General features: G+C 72.1%; 24 protein-coding genes. 6 read left to right on the forward strand and 18 right to left on the reverse strand.

What is annotated here, in order from left to right:
- Nucleotides 1-39: 39 nt before the first annotated feature.
- On the reverse strand, nucleotides 40-1,788 hold the full coding sequence (locus tag AB5G72_RS08215; RefSeq protein ID WP_440221388.1) for an alpha/beta hydrolase: 1,749 nt from the start codon (nucleotides 1,786-1,788) through the stop codon (nucleotides 40-42).
- Nucleotides 1,785-2,141, reverse strand: coding sequence for a hypothetical protein (locus AB5G72_RS08220; RefSeq protein WP_154830698.1), 357 nt, complete (start codon nucleotides 2,139-2,141; stop codon nucleotides 1,785-1,787). The genes AB5G72_RS08215 and AB5G72_RS08220 overlap by 4 nt, the downstream gene beginning before the upstream one ends.
- Nucleotides 2,142-2,298: 157 nt before the next feature.
- Here AB5G72_RS08220 and AB5G72_RS08225 point away from each other — a divergent pair, with 157 nt between their 5' ends.
- Nucleotides 2,299-2,643, forward strand: a complete 345-nt coding sequence (locus AB5G72_RS08225; protein WP_067714504.1) for an RNA polymerase-binding protein RbpA — start codon at nucleotides 2,299-2,301, stop codon at nucleotides 2,641-2,643.
- A 118-nt stretch (nucleotides 2,644-2,761) separates the two neighbouring features.
- Here the strand turns inward: AB5G72_RS08225 and AB5G72_RS08230 are convergent, their stop codons facing one another.
- From AB5G72_RS08230 to AB5G72_RS08240, 3 genes are read right to left on the reverse strand one after another with little or no spacing between them, the layout of a single operon-like run.
- Nucleotides 2,762-3,541: a polyprenol monophosphomannose synthase gene (locus AB5G72_RS08230; RefSeq protein WP_440221389.1), complete on the reverse strand. Its 780-nt coding sequence runs from the start codon at nucleotides 3,539-3,541 to the stop codon at nucleotides 2,762-2,764.
- Entirely contained in the window at nucleotides 3,542-5,137 is a 1,596-nt protein-coding gene (gene lnt, locus AB5G72_RS08235) for an apolipoprotein N-acyltransferase (protein ID WP_120283185.1), read from the reverse strand.
- The gene (locus tag AB5G72_RS08240; protein ID WP_185950543.1) at nucleotides 5,137-6,042 is read right to left on the reverse strand and encodes an amidohydrolase; all 906 of its coding nucleotides are present in this window, start codon (nucleotides 6,040-6,042) and stop codon (nucleotides 5,137-5,139) included. The genes lnt and AB5G72_RS08240 overlap by 1 nt, the downstream gene beginning before the upstream one ends.
- A 69-nt stretch (nucleotides 6,043-6,111) precedes the next feature.
- Here AB5G72_RS08240 and AB5G72_RS08245 point away from each other — a divergent pair, with 69 nt between their 5' ends.
- Nucleotides 6,112-7,044 (forward strand): precorrin-3B synthase, encoded by a 933-nt coding sequence (locus AB5G72_RS08245; RefSeq protein ID WP_440221390.1) that lies wholly within the window; start codon nucleotides 6,112-6,114, stop codon nucleotides 7,042-7,044.
- Between the two features lie 41 nt (nucleotides 7,045-7,085).
- On the opposite strand, the gene AB5G72_RS08250 is transcribed toward AB5G72_RS08245, so the two are convergent.
- Together AB5G72_RS08250 and AB5G72_RS08255 are read right to left on the reverse strand one after the other, a co-directional pair.
- On the reverse strand, nucleotides 7,086-8,315 hold the full coding sequence (locus tag AB5G72_RS08250) for a cobalt-precorrin-6A reductase (RefSeq protein WP_259822662.1): 1,230 nt from the start codon (nucleotides 8,313-8,315) through the stop codon (nucleotides 7,086-7,088).
- On the reverse strand, nucleotides 8,312-9,091 hold the full coding sequence (locus AB5G72_RS08255) for an SDR family NAD(P)-dependent oxidoreductase (RefSeq protein WP_067714487.1): 780 nt from the start codon (nucleotides 9,089-9,091) through the stop codon (nucleotides 8,312-8,314). The genes AB5G72_RS08250 and AB5G72_RS08255 overlap by 4 nt, the downstream gene beginning before the upstream one ends.
- A gap of 105 nt (nucleotides 9,092-9,196) precedes the next feature.
- Here AB5G72_RS08255 and AB5G72_RS08260 point away from each other — a divergent pair, with 105 nt between their 5' ends.
- Nucleotides 9,197-9,604: a pyridoxamine 5'-phosphate oxidase family protein gene (locus AB5G72_RS08260; RefSeq protein ID WP_069389236.1), complete on the forward strand. Its 408-nt coding sequence runs from the start codon at nucleotides 9,197-9,199 to the stop codon at nucleotides 9,602-9,604.
- Nucleotides 9,605-9,849: 245 nt separating this feature from the next.
- On the opposite strand, the gene AB5G72_RS08265 is transcribed toward AB5G72_RS08260, so the two are convergent.
- On the reverse strand, nucleotides 9,850-10,956 hold the full coding sequence (locus AB5G72_RS08265) for a M24 family metallopeptidase (protein ID WP_440221391.1): 1,107 nt from the start codon (nucleotides 10,954-10,956) through the stop codon (nucleotides 9,850-9,852).
- 93 nt (nucleotides 10,957-11,049) lie between these two features.
- On the opposite strand from AB5G72_RS08265, the gene AB5G72_RS08270 reads away from it, so the two are divergent.
- A complete protein-coding gene (locus AB5G72_RS08270; protein ID WP_440221392.1) occupies nucleotides 11,050-11,979 on the forward strand; it encodes a 5'-3' exonuclease in 930 nt (309 codons plus the stop codon).
- 51 nt (nucleotides 11,980-12,030) lie between these two features.
- Here the strand turns inward: AB5G72_RS08270 and AB5G72_RS08275 are convergent, their stop codons facing one another.
- From AB5G72_RS08275 to AB5G72_RS08320, 10 genes are all read right to left on the reverse strand, one after another.
- Nucleotides 12,031-14,691 carry a DEAD/DEAH box helicase gene (locus tag AB5G72_RS08275; RefSeq protein WP_440221393.1) on the reverse strand — a complete coding sequence of 887 codons (2,661 nt, stop codon included), beginning with the start codon at nucleotides 14,689-14,691 and terminating at the stop codon, nucleotides 12,031-12,033.
- On the reverse strand, nucleotides 14,675-15,736 hold the full coding sequence (gene tatC, locus AB5G72_RS08280; protein WP_440221394.1) for a twin-arginine translocase subunit TatC: 1,062 nt from the start codon (nucleotides 15,734-15,736) through the stop codon (nucleotides 14,675-14,677). The genes AB5G72_RS08275 and tatC overlap by 17 nt, the downstream gene beginning before the upstream one ends.
- 12 nt (nucleotides 15,737-15,748) lie before the next feature.
- Nucleotides 15,749-16,117, reverse strand: coding sequence for a Sec-independent protein translocase subunit TatA (gene tatA / locus AB5G72_RS08285; protein ID WP_440221395.1), 369 nt, complete (start codon nucleotides 16,115-16,117; stop codon nucleotides 15,749-15,751).
- 108 nt (nucleotides 16,118-16,225) lie between these two features.
- A complete protein-coding gene (locus AB5G72_RS08290; protein WP_440221396.1) occupies nucleotides 16,226-17,194 on the reverse strand; it encodes a helix-turn-helix transcriptional regulator in 969 nt (322 codons plus the stop codon).
- Nucleotides 17,191-18,159 carry a helix-turn-helix transcriptional regulator gene (locus AB5G72_RS08295; protein ID WP_185950537.1) on the reverse strand — a complete coding sequence of 323 codons (969 nt, stop codon included), beginning with the start codon at nucleotides 18,157-18,159 and terminating at the stop codon, nucleotides 17,191-17,193. Before AB5G72_RS08295 ends, AB5G72_RS08290 begins: the two co-directional genes overlap by 4 nt.
- An 11-nt stretch (nucleotides 18,160-18,170) precedes the next feature.
- Entirely contained in the window at nucleotides 18,171-19,577 is a 1,407-nt protein-coding gene (gene pafA, locus AB5G72_RS08300) for a Pup--protein ligase (RefSeq protein ID WP_185950536.1), read from the reverse strand.
- A 6-nt stretch (nucleotides 19,578-19,583) separates the two neighbouring features.
- Nucleotides 19,584-19,760, reverse strand: a complete 177-nt coding sequence (locus AB5G72_RS08305; RefSeq protein WP_154830710.1) for a ubiquitin-like protein Pup — start codon at nucleotides 19,758-19,760, stop codon at nucleotides 19,584-19,586.
- Nucleotides 19,761-19,814: 54 nt separating this feature from the next.
- Entirely contained in the window at nucleotides 19,815-21,332 is a 1,518-nt protein-coding gene (gene dop, locus AB5G72_RS08310; protein WP_407335987.1) for a depupylase/deamidase Dop, read from the reverse strand.
- The gene (gene arc, locus AB5G72_RS08315; RefSeq protein ID WP_440221397.1) at nucleotides 21,329-23,029 is read right to left on the reverse strand and encodes a proteasome ATPase; all 1,701 of its coding nucleotides are present in this window, start codon (nucleotides 23,027-23,029) and stop codon (nucleotides 21,329-21,331) included. The genes dop and arc overlap by 4 nt, the downstream gene beginning before the upstream one ends.
- A gap of 97 nt (nucleotides 23,030-23,126) precedes the next feature.
- The gene (locus tag AB5G72_RS08320) at nucleotides 23,127-23,966 is read right to left on the reverse strand and encodes a tRNA (adenine-N1)-methyltransferase (protein WP_069390069.1); all 840 of its coding nucleotides are present in this window, start codon (nucleotides 23,964-23,966) and stop codon (nucleotides 23,127-23,129) included.
- A 58-nt stretch (nucleotides 23,967-24,024) separates the two neighbouring features.
- Here AB5G72_RS08320 and AB5G72_RS08325 point away from each other — a divergent pair, with 58 nt between their 5' ends.
- Together AB5G72_RS08325 and AB5G72_RS08330 are read left to right on the forward strand one after the other, a co-directional pair.
- Nucleotides 24,025-24,936 (forward strand): RecB family exonuclease, encoded by a 912-nt coding sequence (locus tag AB5G72_RS08325; RefSeq protein WP_440221398.1) that lies wholly within the window; start codon nucleotides 24,025-24,027, stop codon nucleotides 24,934-24,936.
- Nucleotides 24,933-25,703 carry a thioesterase family protein gene (locus tag AB5G72_RS08330; RefSeq protein WP_069390067.1) on the forward strand — a complete coding sequence of 257 codons (771 nt, stop codon included), beginning with the start codon at nucleotides 24,933-24,935 and terminating at the stop codon, nucleotides 25,701-25,703. Before AB5G72_RS08325 ends, AB5G72_RS08330 begins: the two co-directional genes overlap by 4 nt.
- Nucleotides 25,704-25,787: the final 84 nt, after the last annotated feature.

Genomic DNA, 25,787 nt, shown 5'->3' on the forward strand with positions numbered 1-25,787 from the left:
CGGCAACGTTAGACCGCGGACCCGTGGCGGGAAAGGGCGTCAGCCGCGATCCTGCTGCTCCATCGCGGTGGCGTGCAGTCGGGCGAACCGCTGGAACTCGTCGTCGTCCCATCCCTCGCGTCCGGTCGCGGCCGCCCATCCGTCGAGGATCTGATGGTCGTACAGGTGGCCGTAGCCCTGCGATCCGCCGATCGCGTTGCCGAGATCGGCGGTCACCTGGAAGAGGGTCAACACGGGCATGTAGAACATGCCCGGATGCCGGCCCTTGCCGGGCGGTTCGGCCAGCCACGCGGGGCGGTCGAACAGCAGATCCGGGGTCCACCACACCACCGGGTCGGTCGCGTGCTGGACGTACAGGACGTGCGGCGGGATCCACGGGGTGTCGTCGTCGCGGAACTCCGCGGGATCCTCCGAGAACCTCACCAGCAGGCCGTCCGCGTACACCGGCTCGGTGACCGGGGTACCGGGGTCGCGCCGCTGTACGAGCGCGTTCCAGATGTGGTTGGAATTGGGCGGGCCGACCCAGAGCACCCCGTCCACCGTCGCCCGGATATCGCGGATCCCCGAGAACGCCGCCTCGCCGGCCTGGGTGCCCAAACTCTCGCCGTAGACGTACAGCTTCGGCTGCGGCCGACCCGGTGGGAGGGAGTCGCGCCAGGTCACCACCGCCTCGATCAGCGACCGGCCCGCCACCTCCGCCTTCTCGCGGTCGGCGAGGAACGAGATCCAGCTGGGCAGGTACGAGTACTGGGTGCCCACGATCGCCACGTCGCCACCGGAGAGCAGTTCGATGGCCTGAGCCGCGTGGGGGTTGATCCACCCGGTGCCGGTGGTCGGGGCGATCACCACCGACTCACGTTCCCAGGCCCGGGTCCGCTCCAGCTCCTCCACCACCAGGGCGGAACGCTCGTCGTCGGTCGGTGCGGACTCCAGACCGGCGTACGCCCGGATCGGCTCGGGCGCGTCCTCGCCCAACAGATCCCCCAGGTGCTGCCCGTCGAGGCCGCCGCTCACGAACCGTCGGCCCTGCAGGCCCAGGTCCCCGAAGTCCACGACGGAGTCCGGGGACCCGGATCGCTCGGGCGCCGTCGGCGGTCGCGCGCCGGGGAGGTCCTCGTTGTTCTGCCCGCTGAAGATACGGTTGGCGCCGCCGAAGAACAGGCGCGGCACCACACCTTGCACCACGCCGAGTGCGAGGACGGCCACCATCACGACGCCCGTGAGCCGGGCGGGGTACTCCCCCACGCCGAACCTGCGGCCCACCGCGCGGGCCGACCACCGGTACCCCGCCCGGATGCCGCGGGCTGCGATGAGGAGCCCCAGGAAGATCGCCAGGGCGACCCACGGGATCTTCATGTAGTCCGCCCAGGGCGGGCGGGGTGAGCGCACCAGATCGGAGACCTGGTCCTGCCAGCGGATCGCCGTGGCCGTGGCCGTGATGAGGTAGACCACCAGGATGTACGGGGCGGCCAGACGGGCGAAGGTCAGGAGACGGTCACCGACCGCGAGGAGGTCGGGGTGGAGGGTGACGCGGGGCGCCACGACCCGCCGCCAGAGGGTCCTCAGTGCGACGCCGACCCCGTAACCCACCAGCATCGACACGCCGGTGACCACCCCCTGGTAGTACCAGGCCCGCGGCAGCAGGGACGGCATGAGCGAGACCCACGCCGCCAGCGCGGCCACGATGAGGCCGGTGACCGAGGGGCGCCACCGTTCCCACCACCTCCGGAGCGCGGCGACGGGCGTGGTCCCCGCTGTCGCTCGGCCGGTCCCGCCGTCCGTGCTCACCGCAGGCGCTCTGCCCGTCTCGCCGCCGCCACCAGGTCCTCGGACATACGGGCCAGCTCCGCGGGGTCCTCGCCCTCGGCGATGGCGGTCCGCAGATCCTCGCAGGCGCAGCGCAGCTGGAACATGCGGTCCATCAGGTCGGTCGATTCGGCCTCGGTGAGCACGACCGTGCCCTCGGGCAGGTCCTGCATCCGGAGCGACCGGCGCTGCTCGTAGGCCCGCTGCCGGCAGGACCTCCGGCAGTAGCGGCGCCGGCGCCCGGTCCCGCCCTCGTCCACGGGACGGCCGCACCACGCACACGAGGCCTCGCCCCTCCGGGGCGCGGCCGGCTCGGGTCGGGCGTCGGGTTCCACGGGTGTGAGGTTACCCAGCGGCGCCCCCGGGGTGGCCCGTGGCGTCGGGACATGGGAACATTTGGGGGTTCCCCTGGCGTTGACACAAGCAGGAACCACGCAGCGTCGTGTCGATCCGCATGAATTGACGCAGACGAACACGGCAGAAGGAGTTCGCATGGCAGATCGAGTCCTCAGGGGCAGCCGCCTCGGTGCGGTGAGCTACGAGACCGACCGGGACACCGACCTCGCGCCCCGCCGCATGGCGCGGTACCAGACCCCCAACGGCGAGGTCTACGAGGTCCCGTTCGCCGATGACGCCGAGATCCCCGGCGCCTGGATGTGCAAGAACGGCCAGGAGGGCCAGCTCATCGACGGCCCCGCGGTCGAGGTCAAGAAGGGCAAGCCGCCGCGTACCCACTGGGACATGCTGCTCGAGCGTCGCTCCCTGGAGGAGCTCGAGGAGCTGCTCAAGGAGCGGATGGACCTGCTCAAGAAGCGGCGCCGCGCCGGTGCGCGGTAGGTAGTACCGAGCGGTCACCGGATATCACCCGGTGGCACAGGAACGCCCCGGCCCCGAAGGGTCGGGGCGTTCACTTGTGCCCGGGGTCGGTGTGCGGCCGGAACCGGCGCGCACCGGGTCAGCGGCCGACGAGACCCTTTAGCTGGGTGCGACGCTTCTCCCAGCCCCAGCGGGCCACGTTCACCGCGGCCTCGCGGAAGATCGACTCGCTCATCTTTGATTGGCCGACGGTGCGTTCGGTGAAGGTGATGGGCACCTCCGTGACCCGGCGCCCGTTGTTCAGCAGGCGCCACGTCATGTCGATCTGGAAGCAGTAGCCCTTCGACTCGATGGCGTCGAGGTCCAGCTCGGCCAGGGCGTCGGCCCGGTAGGCGCGGTAGCCGGCGGTGATGTCCTTGATGCCCACGCCCAGCATGACCCGGGAGTAGATGTTGCCGCCGCGGGAGATGACGTGGCGTTGCCACGGCCAGTTGACCACCGCGCCGCCGGGGACGTAGCGGGAGCCGATCGCCAGGTCGGCGCCGCCGTCGACGGCGGCGAGCATCGCGGGAAGCCGCTCGGGGGGATGACTGCCGTCGGCGTCCATCTCCACCAGCACCGTGTACTCGCGCTCGAGACCCCAGCGGAACCCGGCGATGTACGCGGCCCCGAGCCCCTGCTTGCCCTCGCGGTGCATCACGGTGATGCGCCCGCGCGGGTCCTCGGTGGCGAGCCGGTCGGCGACCTCGCCGGTGCCGTCGGGGCTGTTGTCGTCGGCGATGAGGACCGAGACCTCGGGGGCCGCGGCCAGCAACCGCTCCACCACGCCGGGCAGGTTGTCCCGCTCGTCGTAGGTCGGGATGATCACCAGGGTGCGCGCGGACGGCGCGTGTTCGCCCGGCGTCGTCGGATCGGTCACTTACTTCTCCTCGGTTCGGGTCGCGGGTCGTTGCCGGGTGCGGACCAGCGCCCATGCCAGTGCGACGAGCCCAATGAGGCAGCTCACCGCCTGCGGGATGCCACCCAGTCGGGTTGCCATCGTACCGGCCCCGCCCACCTCGACCTGCGCCGCCAGCACCGCGGGCTCGAAGATGCCGCTCTCGGCGCGGACGTCGCCGTCGGGGCCGATGACGGCGCTGACCCCGCTGGTCGCGGCGATCAGCACGGGCACGTCGTGCTCCACGGCCCGCACCCGGGACATCGCGAGTTGTTGGTACGTCATGGGTGAGCGGCCGAAGGTGGCGTTGTTGGTGGGGACGGTGAGGATCTGCGCGCCGCGGGAGACGGGCTCGCGGGCGGCGGCGTCGAAGGCGACCTCGAAGCAGATGGCCACGCCCAGGTCCACCCCGCCCGCGGTGACGACGTGGTCGCCGTCGCCGGGGATGAAGTGCCCGGCGGTCCGGGCGATCGGGAACAGCGCCTCGAGCGGCTCGCGCAGCGGGAGCCACTCCCCGAACGGCTGGATGTACTTCTTGTCGTGGCGGTCGACCACCGGGCCCTCGGCGGGGCCAGAGGAACGGCCGTCCCACACGAGATAAGAGTTGTGCGCTTCGCGGCCGTCGCCGGTGGGCAGGACGGTGCCCACGAGGATCGGTGCCTCCAGACGGCGGGACAGGGCGGTGATCTGGGCGGCGGCGAGCTGGTCGGCCAGCGGCGAGATGTCGGAGGCGTTCTCCGGCCACAGCACGAAATCCGGCGGGGCCTCGGTGCCGGCCTCGACATCGTCGGCGTACTCGGCGGTGACGCGCAGGTGGTTCTCGAGCACCGCGCGGCGTTGGGCGTTGAAGTCCAGGCCGAGGCGCGGGACGTTGCCCTGGATCACGGCGACCTCGACGGTGTCGGTGGGCTCGCCGCCGGTCGGGGCGAGGGCCGCGACGGCGACCAGGCCCGCGGTCACCAGGGGCACCGTGAGCAGGCCGGCGGCGGCGCGGACGGGTCGGTCACGGCGCGCGAGGAGCAGGACGGCGACGCCGATCGCCGCCCCCACCGACGCCACCGCGAACCCGACCAGTGGGGTGCCGCCCAGTGACGCCAGCGGCAGCAGCGGCCCGTCGGCCTGGCCGAACGCCAGCCGTCCCCACGGGAAGCCGCCCCAGGGCCAGGACGAGCGGACCCACTCCCACAGGGACCACCAGCCGGCCACCCCGAGCACGGCGCCGACCGCACGCGGGCCGCGCCGGTTGCCGGGGTCCAGGCCGGCCCGGAGGATGACCGCGGCGCCGGCGCCGAACGCGGCGAGGTACAGCGCCTCGACCAGCGACAGGCCCCACGAGGCGTAGGCGCCCACGTACAGGCCCACCCACGGCACCAGGAGGAGGAAGAAGACCAGGCCGGAGGTGAACCCGAGGAGCGCGCCGGTGCGCGGCCGGACCGTGGAGGCGCCGGACGGGGACAGGACGACGACGAGGACGGCGATCGCGGGAAGCGCCGTCCACCACAGACCCACCGGGGGGAACGAGGCCGCCAGCAGCGCCCCGGCGGCAGCCGCGAAGGCCAGCCTGGTGAGCAGGGGCATCAGGTCGCGGGGCCGGCGGGCAGGCCGTCCACGACGAGCGCGCGCAGAACGGGGTCGGGTCCGGTGAGATCCGGCATCGGAGGAACTCCGGAGCGCGGGTCCGTGGACCACCGCTGGACGGCGTCGTCCGCGGCGATCACGGCCAGCTCCCCGGTCCGCCACCTCGCGAAGGTGGCCGCCGTGCCCGGGGTGAGGGTGCCCGCCGTGCCGTCGCGCGCGCCGGCCGCCCGGTGTGCGCCCCGGGTGGTCGCGGTGAACGCCGCCCGCGGGGACAGGCCACGGCCGCCCTCGACGGAGGTCAGGGCCCGCAGGGCGTCCCACGGCCGGACCTCGTCACCGGCCCGGGTGGACGCGGCCAGCGCCACGCCGGAGGCGGCGATGCGCACGAGGTCGATCCCCGTCAGGTCATCGACGAGCGGGTGCAACAGGCTCACCGTGCCCACGGCGGCCAGGGCGGCGAGCGTGTCGCCGTCCGCGTTCCCGGCCCCGGCCCCGCCGACGAGGACCGGGATGCACCGGGCGACCGCCGGCCCGCCGAGTTCGGTGGCGAGGCGGGTGAGTTCGGTCGCGAGGCGCGCCGGGTCGACGGTGTCGTCGAGCACCACCCGCTCCCCCGCACGCACCCGCTCCTCGACCTCCTCGAGCCCGTGTGCGCGCGGCAGACCGGCGGGCACCACGCCGCCGGCGGCCGCGACCGCCGGGTCGAGGCCCTCGGGGAGGCACTCGACGAACGCCGGGGCCACCCAGTCCCCCTCCAGGTCGACCTGCTCGGCACCCGGGAACAGGGCGGGGCCCGGGGCATCCGAGCCGGCCCACACGATGAGCCCGTTCTCGTGTGCCAGGGCGGTTGCGTCTCGTGAGGCGGGCGTGAGCACCCGGCCCCCGGTAGCCAGGAAAGCGGTCATGCGGGCGATTATCCCCGAGCACCGACCGGCGGCCCGGCCGCCCACCCCCCGCGCCTACGCTGGGTGCTCATGAACGACTCCCACCACGCGGCCGGGTCGTCCCGACCCGGGGACACCCTGCGCTTTCCCGGCGGCCGGCTGCGCCCCGAGCACTGGACCGCCCTGGCGGAGCTCGCGGCCGGACATCGCGGCGGCATCCAGCTCACGGCCAGGGGCGCAGCCCGGATCGTGGGCGCGGACCGGGATCCGATCGAGCTCGCGGTGCGGGACCTCGAGGCCGCGGGCCTGCCCGAGGCAGTCGCCCACCCCAGGGGACGCGACATCATCGCCTCGCCCCTGGCCGGCCGGCTCGGCGGGCATCACGACGTCGGCGACCTGCCGACGGGGCTCGGGGCCGCGCTGCTCGCCCGCGACGCGGCTGACGCCCTGCACGGGCAGGTGCTGTTCGGGATCGACGACGGGTCGGGCGACGTCCTGGCGCACTCCCCCGACCTGGCGGTGGCGGTGGACGGGTCCGACGGCGGCGCGCGGGTCCACGTCGCCGGTCACCCCGTCCCGCTCCGGGTCGCGGTGGCCGACGCCGCCACCGTACTGGTCGACGCGGCCGTGAAGCTCACCGGTTCGGCGGGACCGACGCGAGTGCCCGGGTCCGGCGACCTGCACCAGCTCGTCGTCGACGCCCTGGGATCCCACCCCCGGACCATCCCCGCTCCCGTCGCACCGACGAACCCTCCTGCTACGGATGTAGACGTGCCGAGGGTGGGCTGGATCGACACCGCCGATGGGCTGGTGAGCCTGCTCGCCGTGGTGCCCGACGGCGTCGTTCCCGCCCGACTCGCCGAATTCCTCGGCGCGGTGGAGCGTCCGACCACCGTCTCGGCCGACCGGGTCATCGGCCTGCACGAACTCACCGAACCTATGGCGGAGCAGGTGGTGCGGGTGCTGGCACCGATGGGGATGATCTTCGACGCCGAATCGCCCTGGGTGACGGCTTTCCCGTGAGGTCGGTTCTGTGGTGAGGTCGGCTCAGCAGTTGGGCAGGCTCAGCGCGCGCCGAACCGCTCGACCAGCCAGCGGGCGGCGTCCTCGACGGAGTGCACGGTCTCAGGGACCCGAGGGGCCTGCGGGGTCTCGGGCCGGTCCACCATCACCACCGGTATGCGCAGGTCGCGGGCGGCGGCGAGCTTGGCCTCGGAGGTGGCTCCGCCGCTGTTGCGGGTGACCAGCACGTCGATCCGGTGGCGGGACATTAGCGTCCGCTCGGACTCCACCCCGAAGGGGCCCCGGTCCAATACCAGCAGGTAGCGGTGCGGCAGCGCCCCGGGGGGCGGCTCGGAGCACCGGATGAGATACGACCCCCGGGTGTCCCCGGCGAACGCGGACGCGCCCTGCTTGCCGACCGTGAGCATCGGCCGGCGGAAACGCTCCCGCACCACGTGGGCCGCGGTCTGCATGTCCGGGACGCGGATCCACTCGTCGCCCGCCTGCTCGGTCCACGGCGGGCGGTGCAGGCGGAGCAGCGGCGTGGCCGTCTCGCGCGCGGCGTGGACCGCGGACACCGAGATCTGGTCGGCGAACGGGTCGGTCGCGTCGATGACGGCGCTGACGCCGTTCTCGCGCATCCAGTGCGTTAATCCCTCCGCACCTCCGAAGCCACCGATCCGCACCTCCCCACGGGGGAGTCTCGGCCGCGTGACCTTGCCCGCCAGCGAGGTGACGACGTCCAGCCCGGCGGTGACCATGAGGTCGGCGAGTCGACGGGCCTCGCCCGTGCCCCCCAGCACCAGGATCAGGCCGGGCGAGCCTCCCGGCATCGCGGTCGCGGGCGGGGCGACGGGCTGAGACCGCGGGGCCTCCGGGGCGGGCGCGGGCCGCGCGTCCCGGAGGGCCTCGACAGGGGCGCCGGAACGAATGCCGGGCACGAGTTCCCAGCTGATCCCCTCGGCGTCGAGGGCGCCGGTGTGGGCCGGCAGCTCGGGGTGGTCCGTGGGATCGCCCGCATAGAGCCGGACGACCCGGTCGCCGCGGTCGACGGCCTCACGCATCCTCGCGGCGGCGTCCGTCGGCGACAGCGCGGAGGCGTCGATGACCAGGGCCGTCGACGGGCACAGTCCCAGCGCCCCAGGGCCGATCGGACCCGGCTCGGCCAGGACGGTGCCGCTCATGGCGATGAGTCGGGAGGCGCGGACGGTGAGCAGATCGACGGGGCCGGGACCGGTGCCGACAAGGTGTACGGCGGCCGGGTCGGCGCCCGACCGGGGTGGAGCGCTCACCGCGGCATCCGCCTCCAGATCGGCTGCGGGACGAGCCGTGCGACGGCGAACATCACGCGCAGCTGCCACGGGATCCACACCACACCCGCCGTGCGCGACTCCACCCGGTCGACCACCGCGTCCGCCACCTGGTCCGGCGTGGACGAGAACGGTGCGGGGTCCATGCCCTCGGTCATCCGGCCGATCACGAAGCCCGGACGCGGGATCACCAGCGTGACGCCCGTGCCGTGCAGGGCGTCGGCCATGCCGGAGGCAAACCCGTCGAGTCCCGCCTTGGCCGAGCCGTACACGTAGTTGGCGCGCCTGACCCGCTGCCCGGCGACCGAGGAGAACGCCACGAGAACCCCGCGGCGACGGGGCTTCATCCGCTCGGCGAGGACCGTGAGAAGCGCGGCCTGCGCCACGAAGTCGGTGTGCAGGATGCGGGCCGCGGCCCGGGAATCGCGCTCGGCCACCTCCTGGTCGCCCAGGATGCCGAACGCCAGGACGGCGATGTCGATCTCCCCGACCCGGGTCTCGATGTCCGCCACGATCGCGGCGTGCGAGTCGAGGTCGTCGGCGTCGAAGTCCACGAGCTCCACCGCGACGGCGCCCGCGGTCCGGAGTGGGGCCTCGAGCGCGGAGACGTCGCCACCGGGGCGGCTCGCGAGCACGACGGTGCGGCCGGGTGCGAGGCGGTGGGCGACGGCCAGACCGATCTCGCTGCGGCCACCGAAGACCACCACGACCTCACCGCCGGATTCGGACCGGGACGACGGGGTTGCGGATGTGGGCATGGGCCCAGTGTCCCACGTACCGCGTCGCGCTCTGCGTCGGCTTACTGCGGTCCGCTCACTGCGGCCGGCTCACTGCAGTCGGTTCACTGTGGCAGGCTCGGCGTCATGGCCCACTCGATGGCAGAACTCTCTGACGAGGCACACCGGTTCCTGTCCGAATACCACCTCGGCAGCCTGACCACACTCCGGCGCGACGGTTCGCCCCACGTGGTCGCCGTGGGCTTCACGATCGACGTGGAGGGCGGGCTGGCGCGCGTCATCACCCGGCGGGGATCGCAGAAGGCGGCCAACGCCCGGCGTGGCGGCCGCGCGGCGGTCTCGCACGTCGACCGCGGACGGTGGCTCACCTTCGAGGGCACCATCCGCCTCCTCGAGGATCCCGACTCGGTCCGCGAGGGCGAGCGCCGCTACGCGCTGCGGTACCGCGAGCCGAGTCCGAACCCCGAGCGGGTGGTGTTGGCGATAGAGGTGGATCGCGTCCTGGGCTCCAAGCAGATGTTCACCGGCGACTGACACCGCGGCCGGGCGCTCGGCGGGTGCGCGCTGGGTGCGCGCCGGGCCGCGGCCTGCCGGACGGAATCAGAGGAATCTCCCGGGTTCGCCTACTCGGTCATAGCCGCCCGCCGCCATGGCGTCTCGCGTGAGCCGAGGCGCAGGCCGGACGACATGCCCGGGGGCGGCTGTGGCGGACGCGTGCAGGGGCGGGGGCGAGGCGCCAGGGGCGGGAGCGGATGCGGGCAGGCTGGCGTCCGCCGACTCTAGAGGACGCGCAGGCCGCGCTCGCCGTCGTTGAGGTCGCGGCGGCCTTCGGCGGTGACGGCCACGATGTCCTCGAGCCGCGCGCCCCACGACCCGGTCGTGTAGACGCCGGGCTCGACCGAGAAGGTCATCCCTTCCTCCAGCACGGTATCGGCTCCGGGTGCGACGAACGGCGGCTCGTGCAGTCCCAGGCCGATCCCGTGCCCGGTGCGGTGGATGAACAACTCCCCGAGCCCGGCCGCGGCGAGGTGCTCGCGTGCGGCGGCATCGACCTCGCCGATCGCGATCCCCGGTCGGACGGACTCGCGTGCCAGGCGCTGCGCCTCCTCCAGCACCGCGTACGTCTTGGCGACCTCGGCGGAGGGCTGGCCCATCGAGTAGGTCCGGGTGCAGTCGGAGTGATAGCCGCTGGGCAGCGGCCCGCCGATGTCCACCACCACGATGTCCCCGGTCTCGACCACCCGGTCGGACACCCCGTGGTGCGGGTCGGCGCCATTCGGGCCCGAGCCGACGATCACGAACTCGGCGCGCGTGAGCCCCTCGGCCTCGATGGCGGCGGTGATGAGCTCGCCCACCTCCGCCTCGGTCCGGCCCACCTGCAGGAACTCCCCCATCCGGGCATGCACTGCATCGATGCGACGGGCGGCCTCGGCGAGCTCGCCCACCTCGTGCGCGGTCTTCACGGCCCGCACGTGGTCGATCACCTCCGAGGCGAGGACCACCTCGCCGTCGATTCCGTCCTGGAGCGGCACCAGGTGCAACGCCGGCAGGGCGGTGGACACCGCCACCCGCCCGGCGACCGACCCGGTGACGAGCGCGATGGCGTCGGTCCCGTCCGCCCACGGGTGGATCCTCGCGCCCACGCGGTCGGCGGCTCGCCGGGTGACGTCGGTGAGTTCGAGCGACGGCAGCACCAGCAGTGGCTCTGCCCCGTCCACGGGCACGACCAGCGCGGTGAGCCGCTCGTGCGAGTCCATGCGCTCACCGGTGAGGTAGGACATGTCCTCGCCGGAATACACCACCACGTGGTCGATCCCGAGGTCCCGCGCGCGATCGCGGACGGCTGCCAGACGGTGCGAGTGGATCTGCGTAGTGGGGCTGTTCATGTCCTCCACAGTAGGCCGGGGCCGCAGTGGGCCGGAGCCGACTAGCCTGACGGCAGCTACTCGCTCCCGACCCGACGACATCAAGGAGGCGCGGTGTCCCAGGGCCCGCTCATGGTTCTCGACAGCGCCGGCTTGTGGTTCCGCGCGTTCCACTCCGTGCCCGAGAAGATCACCGGCCCGGACGGCTCCCCCGCCAACGCCGTGCGCGGCTTCTGCGACATGGTGGCCGTGCTCGTGGACGAGTACTCCCCGACCGGCCTGGTGGCCGGCCTCGACCGCGCGTGGCGTCCGGACTGGCGGGTGGAGTTGTTGCCCTCGTACAAGGCGCACCGCGTGGGTGACGACGGCGAGGAGGACGCCCCCGCGTCACTGGGCCCGCAGGTCGAGTCGATCCGCGGAATCCTCGGGGCGGCGGGCATCGCCCAGGCGTGGGCGGAGGACGCGGAGGCCGACGACGTGCTGGCCGCGCTGGCCGCCCGGGATCGCGAGGTGCTGGTCGTGACGGGCGACCGCGACCTGTTCCAGCTGGCATCGGCGAGCACCACCGTGGTGTACGTGGGAGCGGGGATGAAGAAACGTCTGGCGTACACCCCGGAGGTCGTGGCGGAGCGCTTCGATCTGCCCGCTGGTGACGACGCCCACGTGTACGCGGACTACGCGGTGCTGGTCGGCGACGCGTCGGACGGGTTGCCCGGCGTGGCGGGGGTCGGTGCGAAGACCGCCGCGGCCCTGCTGCGCGAATACGGCGACCTCGACGGCATCGTCGCCGCCGCCGGCGATCCGGGGTCGGCGCTCACCGCCCGCCAGCGCAAGGCGATCACCGAGGGGGCCGACTACCTCTCCGCCGCGCGCGGGGTCGTCCGCCTGGGCGGCCGCGCGTTCGACGTACGGTTCGAGGGCGACGTCGACGGACGCCGTGGCGCCGTGGATTCCGACCGCCTCGAGGCGCTGGGCGAATCGACCGGGCAGGCCCGCGCGATCGGCCGGCTCGTCGAGGCGACCGAGGGGCTCGACGCGGTCTGAGCCGGGCAGGCGCCCGTCGCCCCGTTCCCGTCGCCGCTCGCCCGCGTCGGCTCAGGCCATGTGGTCGAGCACCACACCGCGGCGCAGTGACCCCACGGCGGACCGGGCGGTGCGGGCGAGCTCCGGTTCGGCGACCTGACCGACCTGGGCGAGGACGTCCACCACGAGGCGGGCGGAGCGGACGAAGTCGCCGGCGGTGAGTTCGACGCCCTCCTGCCACGAGGCGGCGAGGATCGAGGCCAGCGCCCCGCCGGAGACCCAGTGGTGCATCACGGGCGCGAGGCCGGCGTCCAGGTCCGGGGTGGTGGGCAGGCGGTGCGCGCGTTCGATCTCGGCGACGTCACCGGCCACCCGCTCCGTCTCGGCGAGGGCGGCGCGCAGGGTGTCGTCGGAGGGTTCGCGGACCGCGGAGTCCGTCCGCGGGTGGGCCACGACCGTGGTGACGACCGCCGCGAGGCCGGCGGCATCGAGCCCGCGCCACACTCCCCGCCGCAGACATTCGGCGACGAACAGGTCCTGCTCGGTGTGTACCCCGGCCAGGAGCCGCCCGGCGTCGGTGGCACGGAGTACGCCGTCCACCTTCTCGAGATAACCGAGGTGCCGGAGCAGGTCGACGATGCGGCGGAAGCGGCGGGCCAGCGAATCGGCGTCGGCGTCGACCTCGGCGGTGAGCGCGGCCACGTCGGCGTCGGCGCGGGCCCAGCGCTCGTGGAGGCGGGCGAGCTTGTCCATCCGGGGGTCCTCGTGCAGCGGGTGCTGCCGGAGTGCCCGGCGCGCCGCGGCGATCCGCGGGTCCTTGCGGACCGGCTTACCGCCGGCGTTCTTCATCCGACCCTTCGCCTTGCCCCGCAGGTGCTCCATCCGCTGGACCAGTGCCCGCTTGGCGCGCCCGTCGAGCTTGCGGCGGCCCTTGGGCAGGTCGACCCGACCCACCGGGATCGGGGGCGAGGCGAAGTCGTTCTGGCGTAACCAGCCGGTCCACCCGGTGTCGGTGAGACAGAGCAGCGCGGGGTCGGACTGGATGTCGGTCCGGACCTGCAGCACGGTCGCCACCATGCCGAATCGTTTGCGGCCCACGGTGATCACGGAGCCGGCGGTCTGCTTGAGCATGGCCGCGCGCACGGACGCCAGCCGGTCGTCCCGGTTCGACTTCTCGGCCTTGCGTTCGAGACGGCTGAGCTCGGCGCGCAACCCCATGTACTCGTCGAGGTCCGCGTCTCCCCCGGCCTCCTCGAGCGACGCCCGCATGCGGTCGCGCTCATCGGACCGGCGCTCGATGGCGCGGGACCGGGACACCAGGGTGCGGTCGGTCTGGAACTGGGCGAACGACCGGCCGATCAGGATGGTGGCCTCCTCGACGCCGAGCTGCTCGACGAGGTTGACCGCCATCGAATAGTCGGGAGCGAAGGCACTGTGCAATGGGAACCGCGGGGTGTCGACGAGCGCGGACAGGGCGTCCAGGTCGAGGTCCGGCTGGTCGAGCACGACTGCCGTGCCCTTGGTGTCGATGCCCCGTCTGCCGGCCCGGCCCGTGATCTGTGAGTACTCCGCGGAGGTGAGCATCGCGTGGGTGTCGCCGTTGAACTTGGTCGTCTTCTCCAGCACCACCGCGCGAGCCGGCATGTGGATGCCCAGCGCCAGGGTCTCGGTCGCGAACACGACCTTGATCAGCCCTGCGGAGAACAGCTCCTCCACGATGGTGCGGAAGAGCGGGAGCATCCCGGCGTGATGGGCGGCGAGCCCGTTGACCAGCCCGGCGCGGAACGAGGTGAAATCGAGGGCGTCGAGGTCGTGTTGTGGGACCTCGGCGCAGGCGGCGTCCACGTGTGAGGCAATACGCCGGGCCTCCTCCCCGGTGGTGAGCCGGAGGCGGGCGCGACGCATCTGAGCGACCGCGCCGTCGCACCCCGCCCGGGAGAACACGAAGTAGATGGCCGGCAGGAGTCGCTCGTCGTCGAGCTTCTCGATGACGTCCTGGCGTCTGGCCCACTGCGCTCGGGGCCGGGCCGCGACCCGCTCCTCGTGGTAGCCGCTCCGGGACCGTCTGCGCTGGTCGGCAGCGGCCTGGATGGGGATCAGGTCCCCATCGGTGTAGAGCATGTGGGCCAGCGGCACGGGACGGTGCTCGGACAGCACCACCGCGGTGTCGCCACGGATCTCGGTGATCCAGTCGCCCAGCTCGTCGGTGTTGCTCAGGGTGGCGGACAGCCCGACCAGGCGGACGGCCGGATCGAGGGTGAGGATGATCTCCTCCCACACGACGCCCCTCGAGCGGTCCCCGAGGTAGTGGATCTCGTCCATCACCACGCAGTCCAGGTCGTGGAGCGCCGACGAGCCGCTGTAGATCATGTTCCGCAGGACCTCGGTGGTCATCACCACGATGGGCGCGTCCGCGTCGATCGAGTGGTCGCCGGTGAGCAGCCCCACGTTCTCGGGGCCGAAGCGCGTGCGGAACTGCCGGAACTTCTGGTTGCTCAGCGCCTTGATCGGGGTGGTGTAGAAGCAGCGCCCTCCCCCGGCGAGCGCCCGGTGAGCCGCGTATTCGCCGACGAGGGTCTTGCCGGACCCGGTGGGCGCCGAGACGAGCAGGTTGCGTCCCGCGTCGAGGGCGGAGAACGCCTCCAGTTGGAAGGGGTCAGGCGAGAACCCCTCCCCGGTGAGGAAGTCCTCGAGCAGGTGATCGGTCCGGGGACGGTCAGGTGATGTCGTCATAGAGTGAACCGCTACCGGCCGGGGCCTGGAGCGGTCGGGTGTCGCCGGGCGTTCGGGTGCCGGTGTCCGGGGCCGGGGTGGTCAGAGGGGCGGGCCGCTCGAGTGGGCCGGATCCGCCGAGGTCGTCGGCGGGGCCGAGGGGCGAGGCGGATTCGTCGTCGACCTCGAGCCAGTCGGCGCGGGACTTGTTCTTGCGCTTGTCATGCAGGCGGGCGAACTGGATCGCGCCCTCGACGAGGATGGTCACCGCCAGTGCGAGGGCGAGCATCGAGAACGGGTCCTGGCCGGGCGAGGCCACGGCCGCGAAGACGAAGATGCCCATGATGATCCCGCGGCGCGACTTGGCGAGAACCTCGTAGCTCACGACCCCGGCGACGTTGAGCATCGCGATCAGGAGCGGGATCTCGAAGCTCACGCCGAAGATGAGGATGAGCTGGATGAGGAACGTGAAGTACTGCGTGCCGGACAACGCGGTGGTCTGGACGTTGTCGCCGATCGAGAGCAGGAACTCCAACGCGTGGACGATCACGACGTAGGCGAGCACCGCGCCGCCGATGAACAGCACCGCGGCCAGGATGGTGAAGACGACCCCGTAGCGCTTCTCGTTCTTGTGCAGGCCGGGCGTGATGAACGCCCACAGCTGGTACAGCCAGACCGGGCTGGCCAACACGATGCCGGCGGTGGCGGACACCTTGAGCCGGAGCATGAACTGCTCGAACGGTCCGGTGGCGAGCAGGCGACACTCGTCGCCGTCGTCACCGAGCTGTAGGCGCGCCCCCGGGGGGATGTCGCAGTAGGGGCCGGTGAGGATCCCGCCCAACGACGGGATGCCGAAGAAGCCGCTGCCGTACCACCAGAATCCGAAGCCCAACGTCACGATGATCGCCGCCATCGCGATGAGCACGCGGTTGCGGAGCTCGTAGATGTGCTCGATCAACGGCATGGTGCCGTCCGGGTTGCGGGGCCTGCGGCGGCGTCTGGTCAGCAGGCGACCGGCGCCACCCTTGCGGGTGGCGCCGGTGTCCGCGGTGTCGGTCTGCGTCATGGAGGGGTCGGCCTACTGCCCCTGCTGACCCTGACCGCCGTGGTACGGGGCGGTGGGGTCGGTGTACTGCTGCTGCCCCTGTGGCTGGTACGGCTGCTGGGGTGCCTGCGGCTGGTACTGCTGCGGCTGCGGCTGGGGCTGGGCGGACTGCTGTGCCTGCGGCTGCGCGTACTGGGCGGCGTTCGGCTGCGCCTGGGTGAGAGCCTGCGGCGCGGGGTCCTCGACCGGCTTGTCGTCGTTCTGCATCTCCTTGATCTCGGACTTGAAGATGCGCATCGACCGTCCGAGGCCGCGGGCGGCGTCCGGGAGCTTCTTCGAACCGAACAGCAGGAGCACCACCGCGAGGACGATGAGCCAGTGCCAGATGCTCAACGCACCCATGTCAACCTCCGTTTGTCTGACAACGTGCCCATGCTAGCGCACCCACACCGGGCGGCGTCACCCGAGCGCTCCCCGAAACCGGCTGCTACCTGGTTATTTACCGAGAATTCACGATTCCGTCACGGAGGTCTCCCCCGGCTCCGCCGAGTAGGCCTCCAGCCCCTCGCCGGCGCGGCGCGCCACCTCGGCGGACAGTTCGGGATCGGCGGCCCGCACGACGTCCGCGTGACCGAGCAGGAAGCGCAGGAGCCACGCCCGGTCGTGGTAGGCGATCTCCACGTCCAGGTCGCCGTCCGGGCGGCGGACCACGCTGTGGAATCGGAACTCGTCGAGGAACCAGGCCGCGGCGGCGGGGACACGGGCGGACTCCAGGCGGACGTCGCCCTCGCCGTCGTCCTGGGGTCGGGGTCCCAGCGCGCGGCGCGGCCCCACCTCCTCGACCCCGCCCATCCGGTCGGTGCGGAACGTCCGCCACTGACCCGACTCACGGTCCACCCCGTGGACGTAGGAATGGCCGTCGGCGACGGACAGGCGTGCGGGGTCCACGACCCGGGTGGTGGAGGTGTCGGAGCTGGCCGAGTGGTAGACGAAGCGCAGCGCCCGACCGTCGTGGACGGCCGTGCGCACGACGTCCGCGTCCGAGTCGGCCGTCTCGCGTCGGGCGTCGATCCCCCCGGCGTGCACGTCGGCGCCGGTGGCGGTCCGGAGCGTCGACAGCAGGTCGCGCAGCGCGCCCTGGTCGATCACCTCCGGCTGGTCGAGGAACACCGCCAGCCCGGTCTCGAGCGTGACCGCCTCCGCGGCGGTCAGGCGGACCGGGCGGTCGATCCCGGCGGTGAAAGTCACCTCCACGAGATCGGCGTCGTCGAGGTCCTCGGAGGAGAAGGCGAGGTCGATCAGGTCACCGGGGCCGTACCCGGGCAGACCGCAGGACCACAGTTGCCACAGGGCGGCCCGGAGTTGCTTCTCGGTCAACCCGAGGTCGCGGGCCGCGTCGGCCACGGGGACGGCGCCCCGGGTGTGGAAGTACGGGACCACGCTGAGCAACGTGGCCAGCGGGACGGCGCGGGCGCTCATCGGGCGGCCTCCTCGGCGGCGGTGAGGATTGTCACGACCCGGACGCGGAGCTCGGCCGGGCGCAGGGCCACGGCGTCGGCACCCTGGGCGGCCACGAGCGCGGACAGTTCACCGAGCGGCGCGGCGACCTCGAGGTCGACCCCGTCCCTGCCGAATCGCCGGGCGGGGCTCTGGGACCGGGCCATGGCGCGCAGCTCGGCGGCTCTGCCGTCGGCGGCCCAGACCGTGGCCTCCACCAGGGGGTTGAGCCGGGAGACGGCGCCGTCCAGCAACGCGAGGACCTGCTCGGTCGGCGGGACGGGGACGGTCCGTGCGGCGCGCCCGAGCCGGACGTCGGAGATGCGGACGAGCCGGAACGTCCGGGGTTCGCCACGGTCGAGATCGTGACCGACGAGGTACCAGTGGCCGTGGCGGGATCCGGTCCACCAGGGCTCGACCCGCCGGGAGGTGGGTTCGGCGGCGCCCGCGGGGGTGTGCGAGAACGTGACCGAGGATCCCTCGGCGATCGCCTCGGCGACCAGGGCGGCGGTCGCCAGCTCGGCCGGGTCGGTCACGGACACGGTCGCGCCGGCGTCGTGCGCGGGCTCGATCCCCGCGGCGGTGAGTTTGGCCAGCGCCCCGTCGGCACGCGCGGCCCGCTCCCCCTCGCGCCACACCTCGGCCGCGACGGCGAGCACGCCGGCCTGCTGGGGCGTGAGGGTGATGTCGGGCAGCTCGTACCCGTGGGCGGGGATGCGGTACCCGGCCGGCGATCCGGGGGCCAGCGAGGCGCCCTGTTCGAGCGGGACCCCGGCGTCGCGTAGCTCCCGCTTGTCCCGCTCGAACATCCGCAGGTAGGCGGCGTCGTTCTCGGCGTCGTCGTAGCCCTGGACCATCCTGCGGATCTCCCCCGCCGACAGGAACGCGTTGGTCGACCTCAGACAGATCACGAGGTTGACCAGACGTTGGGACTTCGAGGTGGGCACGCCTGGAGACGCTATCGTCCGAGCGCGGCGACGAGTTCGTCGACACGCGGGTCCTCGTGGGCGAACGGGTCCGTCAGCGCGACGGTGGGCAGGGTGCCGTCGGAGACCTTGAGGTGGACCCAGTCCACGGTGAAGTCGCGCTCGGCGTCCCGGGCGGCCGTGATGAACCTGCCACGAAGCGCGGCGCGGGTGGTCCCGGGGGCGACGGTGCGGGCCCGCTCCACCTCGGCGTCGTCCACGACGCGGGAGACGAGCCCGCGGCGTTCGAGGACCGAGTGGAGCCCGCGTCCGGGCCGCACGTCGTGGTAGGTCAGGTCGATCTGGGACAGCCTCGGGTGGTCGAGGTCGACGCCGGTCTTCGCCTGGACCTGTCGGATGAGCCGCAGTTTGGCGGCCCAGTCGATGTCGGCGGCGATCGACTCGTGGTCCCCGGACTCGACGGCGTCGAGCACCCGCTCCCACAGGGCCACGCACCGCTCGATGTCGGGGCGATCGTCGCGCTCCCAGCCGCCGCTGTCGAGGTAACGCTGGACCGCGGCGAGGAACTCCCGCTGGATCTCCAGCGCCGTCATGGTGGTGCCGTCGGTCATCGCGACGGGCCGCGTGCCGGTGAGGTCGCGGCTGATCTCCCGGATGGCCCGAACCGGGTGCGCCACCGCCATCGGGCGCAGCTCGACGCCCGCCTCGAGCATCTCCAGCACGAGCCGGGTGCTGGCGATCTTGAGCAGCGTGGTGGTCTCGATCATGTTGGAGTCGCCCACGATCACGTGCATGCGCCGGAACCGGGTCGAGTCGGCGTGCGGCTCGTCTCGGGTGTTGATGAGCGGTCGCGACCGGGTGGTGGCGGACGAGACGCCGTCCCACATGTGTTCGGCGCGCTGGGAGAAGCAGAACGTCGGCTCCTCCGTCTCGCCGAGTCCCACGCCCGCCGGGGTGCCGGGCAAAATCTTGCCGGCGCCGCAGAGGAGCTGCCGGCTCACGAGGAACGGCAACAGTGTGGTGGCGATGCTGCGGACCTGGGTGGCCCGGTCGAGCAGGTAGTTCTCGTGGCACCCGTAGGAGTTGCCCACCGAGTCGGTGTTGTTCTTGAACAGATAGACGTTGACGTCGATCCCCTCGGCGGCGAGTGCCTGCTCGGCCTGCAGGGCGAGGTCGTCGACGATCCGCTCCCCCGCCCTGTCGTGCGCGACGAGCTGGCGCAGGCCGTCGCATTCGGCGGTCGCGTACTCGGGGTGGGAGCCCACGTCGAGGTAGAGGCGGGAGCCGTTCTCCAGGAAGACGTTGGAGCTGCGCCACCGCTGCACGACGGGCCGGAAGAAGTAGCGGGCGATCTCGTCGGCGCCGAGGGACCGCGCGCCGTCACCGCCGACGCTGGTGATCCCGAACTCCGTCTCGATCCCGACGATGCGACGGATCATGGCGGTCTACTGCCCGCCCTTCTGGACGTAGGACTTCACGAACTCCTCGGCGTTGGTCTCGAGGATGTCGTCGATCTCGTCGAGCAGCGAGTCGGCGGAGGTGGTGTCGGCGGCCTTGGCGATCTGACCGGCCTCGTCGTCGCCCTCGCCGGGGCCGCCGGCGTTCTTCTGGATCCGGGACATGGACTGCTCCTTAACGGTGGGAGGTTCGGTGGTCGGAGGTGCGGGTCGGTGCGGTCACCACGGTGACGGTCCGTCGGTGGTGAGGAAGTCCGGGTGCGCCTCGCAGTACTCCCGGGTCCCGGTGTACGGGTCGGTGAGGTCGACGTGGCGCTGGTGGCCGCGTGAGTCGACGACGACGACGAGGTCCCATCCGGCGGAGTGGATGCTGTCGCCGAGTTCCGCGAGGAAGCGCCCCCTGGCCCAGGCCCGCGTCCGGGCGGGCGGGGTCGTGACGGCGGCCTCGACCTCGTCTGGGGTGGTCAGTCGGCGCATCGCGCCCTTCGCCACCAGACGGTTGTAGAGGCCGCGTTCCGGATCGATGTCGTGGTACTGGAAGTCGATGAGCGCGAGCCGTGCGTGGTCCCAGTCCAGTGCGTCGCGGGCGCGGAATCCCTCGAGCAGGCGCAGCTTGGCGGGCCAGTCCAGGCGGTCGGCACACGACATGGGATTCTGCTCGAGGGCGTCGAGGATCTCCCGCCATTCGGCGAGGACCTCGGTGGCCCAGTCCGGTCGGCCGGCGCCGTCGCCGACGAGGTCGGCGACCCGGTCCAGGATCTCGCGTTGGAGACCGATCCCGGTCAGTGCGCGGCCGTCGGGCAGCGGCACCGTGGCGGTCAGCGACGTGTCGTGACTGATGACGTGCACCGCCTCCACGGGGTCGACGGGCAGGAGGTCGGAGAAGTCCACGCCCTCCTCGATGGCGTCCAGGACCAGGCACGTGGTGCCGATCTTGAGGTACGTCGCCAGTTCGGACATGTTCGCGTCGCCGATGATCACGTGCAGTCGGCGCCACGTCTCGTCGGACGCGTGCGGCTCGTCGCGGGTGTTGATGATCCCGCGACGCAGGGTCGTCTCGAGCCCGGTGAGCACCTCGATGTAGTCGGCGCGCTGGGAGAGCTGGAAGCCGGCCGTCTCGCCGGACTGCCCGATCCCCACGCGTCCGGCGCCGCAGAACACCTGCCGTGACAGCAGGTGCGGTGCCAGGCTCAGGGTCAGGGCGTCGAAGTCGACGTCGCGGCGGACGAGGTAGTTCTCGTGCGCGCCGTACGAGGCGCCCTTGCCGTCGACGTTGTTCTTGTACAGCTTGAGTTCGGCGTTGCCCTCGGTCGCCGAGGACTCGACCCCGGCGCGGTGCATGACGAGCTCGCCGGCCTTGTCCCAGATCACCGCGTCGCGCGGGGAGTCGACCTCTGGCGCGGAGTACTCGGGGTGCGCGTGGTCGACGTAGAAGCGCGCGCCGTTGGTCAGCACCCGGTTGGTCACCCCGAACTCGCCGGGGTCGTAGGCGCGCACGGCTCCCAGGTCGAAACCGCGGGCGTCGCGCAGGGGCGATTCCGACTCGTAGTCCCAGCGGGTCTCGTCGGCGCCGCCGGCGGACTCCCCGGGGTCGGTGTAGGCCTTGATCACCTGGGTGGAGGTGACCACCGAGCTGAGCAGGGGCTGCCCGACCGCGACGATGCCGAACTCGATCTCGGTGCCGATGATCCGGCCTCGCCCGACCTCACCCGACGCGTTCCGAACGGGAGGGGTCACTGGTCCACACCCTTGTTGGGGATGGAGACGTCGACGACGCGCTCACCGCGGACACCGGTTAGCCGCGCCCATTCCTGCGGGTTGGAGGTGTTGGGCAGGTCCGCGCTCTCGGCGAACTCGGCGTCGACAGCGTCGAGGAAGTCGTCTGTGGTCAGGCCCTGCCCGGTGCCGTGGACGATGTCCTTGATCGCCAGCTTCTTGGCCCGGTCCACGATGTTGCGCAGCATCGCCCCGGAGGTGAGGTCGGCCAGGTATAGGGAGGATCGGCGGCCTGAGGCGTACACCAGGTGCACGTACGTGGTGGACGCGTCGCGCGTGTAGAGCCTGTCGACGATCCGGTCGATGAGGTCCGCCACGTGCGTCTGCTCGTCCGCGTCCCCGACCTCCTCCGGGTCGAAGCGCAGGTCGGGGGTGATGTATTTCGCCAGGATATCGGTCGCGGCGTCGCGGTCGGGCCGGTCGATGCGGATCTTCAGGTCGAGCCGGCCGGGGCGCAGGATGGCCGGGTCGATCATGTCCTCGCGGTTGGAGGCGCCGATCACGATGACGTTGCGCAGGTCCTCCACGCCGTCGATCTCCGCGAGCAGCTGGGGCACGATCGTGGTCTCCATGTCCGAGGAGACACCGGAACCGCGGGTGCGGAAGATCGAGTCCATCTCGTCGAAGAACACGATGACCGGGTTGCCCTCGGTCGCTTTCTCACGCGCCCGCTCGAAGATGGAGCGGATGTGCCGCTCGGTCTCGCCGACGTACTTGTTGAGCAGTTCCGGGCCCTTGATGGACAGGAAGTACGAGTTGGGATAGCGACCGTCGGAGACGTCGTCGCCCCGGGAGACCGCCGACGCGCGGGCCAATGAGTGCGCGACGGCCTTGGCGATGAGGGTCTTGCCGCAGCCGGGGGGCCCGTAGAGCAGGACGCCCTTGGGTGGGGCCAGGTGGAACTCGCGGTAGAGGTCGTGGTGGATGAAGGGCAGCTCGATGGCGTCGCGGATCTGCTCGATCTGCGGTCCGAGTCCACCGATGTCGGAGTACTCCACCATCGGGATCTCCTCGAGCAGGAGCTCGTCGACCTCGGCCTTGGGCACGACCTCGTACGCCACGCCCGCCTTGGGGTCGACCAGCACCGCGTCGCCCGGACGGACCGGGGCGGGGTGCTCGGCGGTCCGACCGCCCCGCAGGGCGGTGGCCAGCACGACGACGTGCTCCTCGTCGTTGCCCATCACGACGCGGGCGCGGACGCCGTCGGCGAGTACGTCGCGGAACACGGCGGTGACGCCCGTGACGGGCAGCTCCCCGGAGACCTCGAGCACGGTCATGGCCTCGTTGAGACGCACCGTCGTACCGGCGGTCAGCTCGGCGGCGTCCACCCCCGGGGCGATCGCGAGGCGCATCCGCCTACCCGCGGCCATGACCTCCACGGAGTCCGGGCCGGAGGGTCGGGCCAGTACGACGCCGTAGGTGCTGGGCGGGGTGCCGAGTCGTTCGACCTCACCCTTGAGCGCCTCGAGCTGGTCGCGCGAGTCCCTGAGCAGGTCCGCGAGCCGGACGTTGCGGGCGCCGAGGGCGTCGATCTTGATCGTCTTCTCGCGGTCCGAACGGGCCCCCTCGTCCACGGCCTTGCGCAGCCGTGCGAGCTCGGCCCGGTCGATGGCGACCCGGTCCTGCCCGTCGCCGGCCGGGGATCGTCCCTCGGTCACGCGATCACCTGCCCTCCTGGTCGTCGACGAGTCACCTCGTCGTCGTCCCCTCCACCCTATCGGCGGACGCGGGCGCAGGTCCCCGCGAGTCCGCCGGTCAGCCCTTTCCGCTGCGCCGCTTGGGCTTGAGGGTGGTCACGCCCTCGGCGAGCCGGCGGGCGGTCACGAGGAACGCCGTGTGGCCCTGCATGCGGTGCTCCGGACGCACGGCCAGGCCGACCACGTGCCAGCCGCGGTTGATCGACTCCCACGCCCGGGGCTCGGTCCAGCACTGCTGACGCCGCAGGGCCTCCACGACGTCCGACAGCTGGGTCGTGGTGGCCACGTAGGCGACCAGCACCCCGCCGGGCACCAACACGTCGCTCACCGTGGGCAGGCACTCCCAGGGCGCGAGCATGTCCAGCACCACGCGGTCGACCTGGCCCCCCAGCGCCTCCACGGAGGTCTCGGCCAGGTCCGCGACGCGCAGGTCCCAGTTCTCGGGGTGCTCGCCGTAGAACGTACGGACGTTGCGCTCGGCGTGCTCGGCGTGGTCCTCACGGATCTCGTAGGAGAACACCCGCCCCTCGGGGCCCACGGCCCGGAGCAGCGAGCAGGTCAGCGCGCCGGAACCGGCACCGGCCTCCAGGACGCGGGCGCCGGGGAACACGTCACCCTCGTGCACGATCTGCGCGGCGTCCTTGGGGTAGATCACCTGGGCGCCGCGCGGCATGGACAGCACGTAGTCGGTGAGGAGCGGCCGGAGCGCGAGGTAGTGGGAGTCCTTGGTCGAGGTGACGATCGACCCCTCCGGCGCACCGATCAGGTCGTCATGGCGGACGGCCCCGTGGTGGGTGAAGAACTCGGCGCCCTCGACGAGGACGACCGTGTACTTGCGCCCCTTGGTGTCGGTGAGTTGGACGCGGTCGCCCACGACGAACGGACCGGATCGCTGCACGGGACCTCCAGGGGGACATACGGGCCGGTTGTCCGACCGGTTGTCTACCCTGCCAGGTGTGACGGATCCCCTGGAAATCGGCGGCATCCCGGCAGCGGGCGACGTACCCCTGCCGGAACGCAAACCCCTCGCCCTGTCCGCCTCGCGCGCGGCGGACTTCCGGCAGTGCCCGCTGCTGTACCGCCTGCGCACCATCGACCGGATCCCGGAGCCCAAGACACGCGCCCAGGTGACGGGCACCGTCGTCCACTCGGTGCTCGAGGAGCTCTACGGCCTCGAGCAGTCCGATCGGGCGCCGCAGCGCGCCGCGGACCTCGTCCCCGCCGCCGTCGAGCACTTCTACGCGGCGGAGGACGGGGCCGACGTGGTACCTGTCGCCGAACGCCCCGGGTTCGAGGCCGAGGTCGCGGGCCTGGTCTCGGCCCTCTACGGCGTCGAGGACCCGCAGCGCTTCTCCCCCGCCTCGTGCGAGCAGTACCTGCTCACGGCCACTCAGTCGGGCACCCCGCTCCACGGCTACCTCGACCGGGTCGACGTGGCGCCGACCGGCGAGGTCAGGGTCGTCGACTACAAGACCGGCAAACCCCCGAACCCGCGGTACCAGCACCAGGCGATGTTCCAGATGCGCTTCTACGCCCTGATGTACCACCGCGTCCACGGGGTGCTCCCCGCGCAGCTCAAACTCATCTACCTCAAGAACGGCAGCTGGCTCACCCTCACCCCGGATCATGCATCCCTCGGCGAGACCGAGGCGTCCCTCGACTCGCTCTGGTCGGATATCGAGCGGGCCGGGGAGACGGGGGACTTCCGCCCCCGTACGTCCCGCCTGTGCGACTGGTGCAATCATCAGGCCCTGTGTCCGGCGTACGGCGGTACCCCGCCGGAGTACCCGGGGTGGCCCGGGACGCGGGTGGTACCAGCCGGGACGGACAGTCTGCTGTCAGGTCAGGGAGAACCGAGGAGAACATGATGACGGAGGCCTACTTCGAGCCGCTGGGTACCGACGACGGCTGGGAGGTCTTCCGAGCGACGCCGCACACCGTGAGCGCCTGGGGCCCCGACCTGCAACACGGGGCCCCGCCCTCTGCCCTCCTCACCCGGGCCATGGATCGGCTGGACCCGTCCGACGAGACGCGCATCGCGCGGGTGGCGGTCGACCTGCTGGGTCCGGTGCCCCTGGGCGAGTTGCGGACGCGGGCGCGCGTGACCCGACCGGGCCGGCGGATCCAGCTGGTCGAGTCCGAGCTCGAGGCGCGGGGACGGATCGTCGCCCGGGCGAGTGCGTGGCGGATGCTCGTCAGCGACACCGCGGAGGTCGAGCAGACGCTGGATCAGCCCCGCCGGCTGCCTGGGGCCGATCACAACAGTGAGTTCTTCAACCGCTGGACCAGCGGTTACATCGACTCTCTCGAGATCCGGGGTGCCGAGGACGGCACGGTGTGGGCGCGGCCCACCCTGCCGCTGGTGGCAGGTGAGGAGACGACCCCCGCCGAGCACGTGATGTGCGTGGCGGACATCGCCAACGGCGTCGGAGCGGTCCTCGAGCCCCACGAGTGGCGATTCCTCAATACCGACGTCATCACGCACCTGCACCGCCGGCCCGTCGGGCAGTGGATCGGGGTGACAGCGCGGGCCTCGATCGGTCCCGACGGGGTGGGCGCGACCACCGGAACGCTCTTCGACGAGGTCGGTGCGATCGGCCACACCCTGCAGGCACTGCTGATCGAGCGGGTCTGATCGGGCGCGGTCCCAGCCCGAGGATCCGCTACTCCGACTGCGGATCCGCTACCCCTGTGCGGGTAGCGGATTCGAAGGGAGGGT

Source organism: Dietzia sp. MNB45 (assembly GCF_051994785.1).
Taxonomy (GTDB): domain Bacteria; phylum Actinomycetota; class Actinomycetes; order Mycobacteriales; family Mycobacteriaceae; genus Dietzia; species Dietzia kunjamensis.